This window comes from Euzebyales bacterium (assembly GCA_035461305.1).
Classification (GTDB): domain Bacteria; phylum Actinomycetota; class Nitriliruptoria; order Euzebyales; family JAHELV01; genus JAHELV01.
This window is the reverse complement of sequence record DATHVN010000030.1, coordinates 1-6,552: the sequence shown is the minus strand read 5'-3', so window position 1 is coordinate 6,552 and position 6,552 is coordinate 1. Positions and strand designations below refer to the sequence as shown.

General features: G+C 69.7%; 9 protein-coding genes. 7 read left to right on the top strand and 2 right to left on the bottom strand.

What is annotated here, in order from left to right; genetic code table 11:
* Positions 1–209 precede the first annotated feature (209 nt).
* The 3 genes from VK923_02380 to VK923_02370 all read left to right on the top strand — a co-directional run bounded on the left by VK923_02380 (position 210) and on the right by VK923_02370 (position 2,363).
* Complete coding sequence (locus VK923_02380; GenBank protein ID HSJ43514.1) at positions 210–431, top strand: fumarylacetoacetate hydrolase family protein; 222 nt, start codon at positions 210–212, stop codon at positions 429–431.
* A gap of 984 nt (positions 432–1,415) precedes the next feature.
* Complete coding sequence (locus VK923_02375; protein HSJ43513.1) at positions 1,416–2,012, top strand: hypothetical protein; 597 nt, start codon at positions 1,416–1,418, stop codon at positions 2,010–2,012.
* A 27-nt stretch (positions 2,013–2,039) separates the two neighbouring features.
* Positions 2,040–2,363 carry a hypothetical protein gene (locus VK923_02370; GenBank protein HSJ43512.1) on the top strand — a complete coding sequence of 108 codons (324 nt, stop codon included), beginning with the start codon at positions 2,040–2,042 and terminating at the stop codon, positions 2,361–2,363.
* A gap of 179 nt (positions 2,364–2,542) precedes the next feature.
* Here the strand turns inward: VK923_02370 and VK923_02365 are convergent, their stop codons facing one another.
* On the bottom strand, positions 2,543–2,881 hold the full coding sequence (locus VK923_02365) for a BTAD domain-containing putative transcriptional regulator (GenBank protein ID HSJ43511.1): 339 nt from the start codon (positions 2,879–2,881) through the stop codon (positions 2,543–2,545).
* Between the two features lie 73 nt (positions 2,882–2,954).
* Here VK923_02365 and VK923_02360 point away from each other — a divergent pair, with 73 nt between their 5' ends.
* On the top strand, positions 2,955–3,227 hold the full coding sequence (locus VK923_02360; GenBank protein HSJ43510.1) for a hypothetical protein: 273 nt from the start codon (positions 2,955–2,957) through the stop codon (positions 3,225–3,227).
* Between the two features lie 374 nt (positions 3,228–3,601).
* Positions 3,602–4,168 carry a hypothetical protein gene (locus tag VK923_02355; protein HSJ43509.1) on the top strand — a complete coding sequence of 189 codons (567 nt, stop codon included), beginning with the start codon at positions 3,602–3,604 and terminating at the stop codon, positions 4,166–4,168.
* Positions 4,169–4,681: 513 nt separating this feature from the next.
* Here VK923_02355 and VK923_02350 read toward each other — a convergent pair.
* Positions 4,682–5,320, bottom strand: coding sequence for a GNAT family N-acetyltransferase (locus VK923_02350; protein ID HSJ43508.1), 639 nt, complete (start codon positions 5,318–5,320; stop codon positions 4,682–4,684).
* A gap of 243 nt (positions 5,321–5,563) precedes the next feature.
* Here VK923_02350 and VK923_02345 point away from each other — a divergent pair, with 243 nt between their 5' ends.
* Both VK923_02345 and VK923_02340 read left to right on the top strand, forming a co-directional pair.
* Entirely contained in the window at positions 5,564–5,962 is a 399-nt protein-coding gene (locus VK923_02345) for a DUF5615 family PIN-like protein (GenBank protein ID HSJ43507.1), read from the top strand.
* Between the two features lie 381 nt (positions 5,963–6,343).
* A partial coding sequence (locus tag VK923_02340) for a hypothetical protein (protein ID HSJ43506.1) occupies positions 6,344–6,552 on the top strand: 209 nt, incomplete at its 3' end.

Genomic DNA, 6,552 nt, shown 5'->3' with positions numbered 1-6,552 from the left:
GCGTCGGTCGAGCTCCCACTTGACCAGGTGCACCTGCGCCTCCGCTGCACCCGCCGTCCCTGCGGGATTCGTCGCCTTCGAGGAGCACGTCGAGGGGGTTCGGCGTAGCGTGGGCGGCGCGAGCGGTGTACCGGCCGCGTGGTACGACGCGCCGACGTTCTACTTTCTCCAACCCGCACGCGATCGTCGGACCCGACGACAAGGTGGCGGTGCCGGCCGGCTGCGACGTGTTGGACTTCGAGCTCGAGGTGGCCGCGGTCATCGGCGCCGGAGGGACCAGCCTGACCGTGGACCAGGCGCACGAGGCGATCTTCGGCTACACGATCCTCAACGACAGGTCGGCCCGGGATCTGCAGGGCCACGAGATGCAGGTGGGGCTGGGTCCGGCCAAGGACAAGGACTTCGCGTCCACGCTCGGCCATGGTTGGTGACCGCCGACGAGGTCGCGCCACATCTCGACCACGCGGGGTTCCTGAACCTGTGGTGCACCGCCGAGATCAACGGTGTCGAGGTCGGCCGCGACCTGCTGTCGAACATGGCCTGGACCATCGGTGCGCTGATCGCGTACGCGAGCCGCGATGCACACGTGGTCGCCGGCGACGCGTTCGGGTCGGGCACCGTCGGCAACGGCGGCTGCCTGGCGGAGTTGTGGGGCCGGCGTGGTCAGCAGACCCCTCCCCCGCTGCGCCCCGCGAAAGGGGTCGAACCGCCGACCTCACGATTCCAGGTGACCCGGCCTCAACGGTGTGCTCACCAGCAAGACGCATGTCACCGACGAGGGAAACCGGCGAAGTCATGCGCTGCATTCCCGCCGACGATGACGATCGATGAGACCCTCTGATCGGGCGCGCACGGACATCCGATTCCGCACACAGCGGCCTCAAGCACCGTCGCGAAGTCGTCGGGGAGGAGCGGCTCGAGGTGGTGCCGGCACGCAATCGACCCCATCTCGGCTGATCGAGCTGGCCGTAGCAGTGCAGCACGTCGGACAGCCGAGCGAGCTGTTCGCCTCTGTGCTCCGCCACGACATCTGACGTCGGGTTGGTCGCAGTGATGCAGTCCTCGAGCGTGTCTCGTGCGCCAGCGTGGCCGGCGTAGCGCGAACCGCCTCTCCACCGCGGTAACGGATCCGTAGCGTTTCGCATCGAGACTCGTGGCCGAGGTGTTGACATGCCCGTTAGTGCCGCCCGCTGGCGCAACGCCGCAGGCATCGTGGGACTGCTCTGTGTCGTTGCTTTCATTGTCATTACGCGAGTCGTTGCCGCTCGTTCGTCAGCCGAGCCCCACTCCCCCGGGCTCGAAGCTGTCGGGGTTGCGTTCGGCTACGTGGGACCGATCGCGTTCCTGGTGCCTGGCACGGTCCTCCTGCTCCGGCGCAGGTGGCACGCCGTCGGCTGGCTGCTGTGCCTGCTCGCGTGCTCTCCAGCGACTGGACGCGGGTGCGCTCCTCGGGCGGCGTGTGGCTGTACTGGCTGCTCAACACGGTGGGTGACTGGTCGAGCCTGTCACTGTTGGTGGTGCTGCTGGTGATGTTTCCGGACGGTCTTGCCGGCCGGCCGCCGCGGCAGCGTCGGATCAGCCGGGTGCTGCTCGTGACCGCGGCGTGCGGAACAGCGACGGCGGTGCTGGCGACGTCGGCGCGCAGCGAGGACGGCACCCTGATCGCCAACCCGCACGGCATCGCGCTGCTGCCGCAAGGCATCGTCGACGCCGCCGACATCCTCGTCCTCGGGACGCTGCTCGTCGCGTTCGTGCAGATGGTCGCACGCTACCGATCCGCGACGACCGATGTACGGCTGCAGTACCGGTGGGTGCTGTCGGCGATCGCCGTCGTCGTCGCGTCACTGTTCATCGGGCTCGCTGGAAATCAGCTGACCCGCCGTGAAGGGGTGTCTGGTGGATCCCGTTTCTGGTCGCGGGGCTTGCACTGCCGCTGGCCTTCATGGTGGCGATCCTGCGGTGCCGCTTGTACGAGATCGACCGCCTCGTCAGCCGCGCGGTCACATACGTGATCCTCCTCGTCCTTCGCAGGCGTGTACGTGAGCGCGGTCGGCGCGCTGACGCAGGTGCTGCCTGCCAAGCGACGTCGCCGTGGCGCCGCGGCAACGCTCGCCATCGCCGCCCTGTTCAACCCGCTCGCCCGCCGTGTGCGGCGGGCGGTCGACCGACGGTTCAACCGGACACGCTTCGACGCCGACCGCGAGGTCGACGCGTTCGTCCGCGACCTGCGGAGTCGGCCGGACCTGTCGGACCTGGAGTGCCAGGTGGCCGCAGTGATCAACCGCACCCTCGAGCCGACAGTCCTCACACTCTGGCTGCCCGGAGACCAGCAGGTCCCAAGACGGTCATCGTCATCCCACTGAGCCGCGCGGCGAGCCGTCTCGAACGTTTCGCCTGCGTCAGGCCGGGACTCGGCCGCACGGTCGTGCGATGGTGTGGTCGACCGCGTTCCCGCGGCATGCCAGCATCTGGGACGCGCCGGTCGCTGGGGGGCGTCGGGTCATGCCTGGCAACGCCGTCGCCGAGTCCTTCCTCGCGACACTCAAGGTTGAGCGGGTCCACCGGCGGCGGTTCCGCACACCACCGCTAGGACGCCACGATCGAGCAACTGCCTGAGGCAGGCGGCCACCTCGGCGTCGCGACCGAAGAAGACGTCGGCGTCAGCGACGGCATAGGCCACCAGCCCCAGATAGGGACAGGCGGCGCTCGGCTCGGGCAGCGCCGTGCCCGCGGCCAGCGACGGCTCCTGTCGTAGGATTGCGGCTTCGAGCTCCACCAGGTCGGGGCCGGGATCCAGGCCCAGCTCGTCGCTGAGCATCCTGCGGGCGCGATGCGGCGTGCGCAGCGCGTCTGCCTGCCGGCCGGACTGATACTGCGCCACTGCCAGTAGCGCCCCGCCGCTCGCGTAGCGGAGCCTCGGCCACCCGGGCTTGCGCCTCGCCGAGCACGTCGCGATGCCGGCCGGCCTGCAGGGCCGCGTCGAGTTGCGCCTCCTGAGCGTCCAGACGCAGCTGCTCCAAGCGTTCGGCTTCAATCCGACCCGGGTCCCACTGCTGGAGCTCGACCAGGGGGCGCCCCTGCCACAACGCGAGAGCCTCATCGAGCGTATGGGCGGCGCGATCGGGTTCGCTCAGAGCCAGCAACTCCTCCCCACGGTGGACGAGACGCTCGAAACGGTGGGCGTCGACCTCCTCCACCGGGACGGCCAGCCGGTAGCCATCCGGTAGCGTTTCATGGCCCGAGCACCCAGGACCTTGCGCAGCCGCATCACGCAGCGCTGCACGACCTTGGCCCACGACGCCGGCGGCCGCTCCCCCCACAGCGCATCGGCGAGGCGGTCAGGGCTGACCGCCTCGCTGATCCGCATGGCCAGCACGGCGAGCACCACCCGGTCTCGCGGGGGCCAAGTGACACTCCGTCGACGCTGACCGGGCCTAGCACGACGATGCTCACGCTGCGCAGTGTTGGTCCGGTTTCAGTCCCTGTCACGGGCTGATACCGGGCTGATACCGCGCGGCACCCCGCTGAGACCGCGCGGGCGCATACCGAACCCCATATCGCAGAAGTGACCGAACTCCAAGGGTTCGAGAGGAGCAAGACCATGAAGACCGACCAAGCCGAACGCCTCGACATCGACTACGGCGTCGACGTCAAGCCTCGTGAGCTGCCCGCTCCAGACACTCCGCCGCAGCCACCCGGTGGCCGCAGCGGGCGCCGCGTGACCGCAACCATGCTGTCCCTGGTGTTGTTGGCCGTGATCGCCGCGGCCCTCGCCTGGGTCGCGATGAACATCCGGGCCAACCAGACGGCGATCGATGACTTGGCACTGCATGACCGGAGCGTCACCGCCCGCGAGCACGCCCCCGGCGCACCGGCCGGACGGCAGGACTCGGTGCTCGACCGCAGCATCCGCGCCCGCGAGGGCGTGGCGACCGCGGCGCAGCGGGAGTCGCTGCTGGACCGCAGCATCCGCGCCCGCGACACCGTCGTGGCGGTTCCCGAGCAGGACTCGCTACTCAACCAGAGCGTGCGGGCGCGCGACTCCGGCGTGGCCGCCGAGCCACCGGAGTCCGTGCTGGACCAGAGCGTGCGCGCTCGCGACACGGCAGCACTGCGTTCCGACAGCGACTCGCTGCTCGACCAGAGCATCCGCGCTCGGGAGCAGTGACCACGCACGATCCACATCACCTGGCCTGGATCCGTGGGCCCCGCCCGGATCCAGGCCTTCGTTTGCGGGACCTCACCCCTCGGTCGGCGCTGGTGCTGTCGATCCTAGCCGGTGAGGTGTGGCAACGTCCCCTCAACCTGACGACGCTGGATGATCCGCCTTGCGGGCTGAGAACTGCGGGACCCGGGTTTGAGGTGCAGACAGGCCTCTCAGCGCGGTCGCGCCCCTGCGCCCGGAACGTGTGGGCGAGAACACGGCGATCGGTGCCCGCCACCGCCTGATGAGACAGGAGGCGCCGAGACCGGAGTACAGCTGCGGCTACCGCGATCCGCGGGTCCGCTGCCGTGGGATCCCGCGCTCCCGTGTGGCTGTAATGCTGTGTGGTGGCCGGCTATCGCTCCTGCTCGCTGGCCGGCACGCTCGGCAGTCTCCCGCGGACGCCGAGCGTGCGCGTTGCCCAGCCCGCAGCGCAGAGCAGGAACATCGCGCCTGCACGCGCGCGATCCCGTGCGATCACGGATGGTTCGGGGGATCGGCTCGTCGCCGCCGTTCCCACTCCGCCCGGCCGAGCGCGTACTGGACGTCACCGTGCTCGTCGCCCGGAATCCGATACGGCCAGTCGGCGTGAAAGACCCGGACCTGTCGCAGCCCGCACTTCTCGAGCACACGCCGCGATGCCGTGTGCACGACCATGGTCTCGGCCAGGACCCGCCGGACGCCGCGCTCGGCGAACCCGTCGTCGATCAGCGCACGGCAACCCTCCGTCGCGTACCCCTTGGCCCACGCCGACCGGACCAGCCGGTACCCGAGCTCCGGCTCGTCGTCGGCATGTCCCTCTCCCGGCCTGAAGTGGAACCAGCCGATGAACCGCCCCGTCGCCTTCTCTTCGGCCGCCCAGAACCCAAGATGCGACGACTCCGCGTAGTAGGCGAGCCACTCCGGCAGAATGACGTACTCGATCTCTTCGCGCGGGGTCGGTAGACCACCAGTGACGAAGTGCATGACCTCGGCGTCGCCATCCAGCTCGACCAAGTCATCAACGTCGGCCGCCGTGAAGTGGCGTAGTACCAGACGTTGCGTATCGAGGTGGACACCCATCGCGCCATTGTCCCACGTCACCGCAGGGCGGCGCGCGGGCGTGCGGGTGCTCACGGTGCGCGAGGCCTACGGCGAGCTCGAGGTCGAGACGTCGACGCGGCTGGTCGGTGCCGCGGCTGCGGGTGAGAGCGAGGTCGGAGTGCCGCCGGGACGCCCTCGTGGCACCCGCATTCCGGTCGCGATGCTCCTGCGCATGGTCGCCAACGGCACGCCTCTCGCGACGCTCCTCGACGACTGCCCGCCAGCTGATCGAGGACGACATCCGCGAGGCGCTGCGATTCGCCGCTGCACGGGTGGATGAGCGCACGATCCCGCTCGACCTCACCGCGTGAGGTTCCTGATCGACGAAGCCTTCAAGACCAGGTCGCCGATCGGCTGGTCACAGCCGGCCGTGACGCGACGCACGTCCGCGTGATCGGGATGCAGGGCGCAACCGCCGACTACGTCCCCGCCCACGCCGCGAACGAACAGCGCGTGCTGGTCACGACAGACACCGACTTCGACACGATCCTCGCACCATCCGGCGCGGCGGGACCCAGCGTGATGCTGCTCCGCGTTGTTGGCGACAGCATCGACGAACGCGTCGACGCCATCCTCCATGTGCTCTCGATCGTGAAGGATGATCTGTCGGCGGGCGCCGTCGCGGTCGTCGAGACCGACCGCATACGGCTGCGCCACCTGCCCATCGACGACTGAACGACCGACGCAACACCTAGCCGGCGCCCACCGTAGGAGTGCGGGGGGTACCCCGACGACTGCAGACACTCCAGAGCAGGGGCCGCGCGGGTTTCGAGGCGAGGGTCCTGTAGTCACCGTAGCGGATCGCGACGCGGTGAGAGGTTGACCCACCGCGCGGGTGCGGACTGGGGGTGAGCCAGGAACCGGCTCGCGGACAGGCCCGCAGGACCGTCGCGTAACGTTTCCGTACTGCTGGCCGGCGATCCTCGTGCCATGACGTCGATCGGGTCGAGGGTCGAGGGCGGATCGTTGCAGCCGCAGTCCGCGCCGACGGCCGGTCCAGCCTGGGCGTTGTGGCTGGCCACGTTCGGCTGCCGGGCCGCGGGCCTGGCGGTCGCCGTGGCGGTGGTCGAGCCGCTCGCCTTCGATGTGCTGGTCCGGGGCGCGGCCGACGCTCTGGCGTTCTTGCTCGGCTTTGCCACTGTCGGACTGATTCTGGCGCTGCGGCGGCCGGCCAACCCGATCGGCTGGCTGTATCTGGCCGCAGGCCTCGCCGCGTCGGTGACCAGTCCTGCTGATCCGTGGGTGGGACAACTGGTCCGGGACGG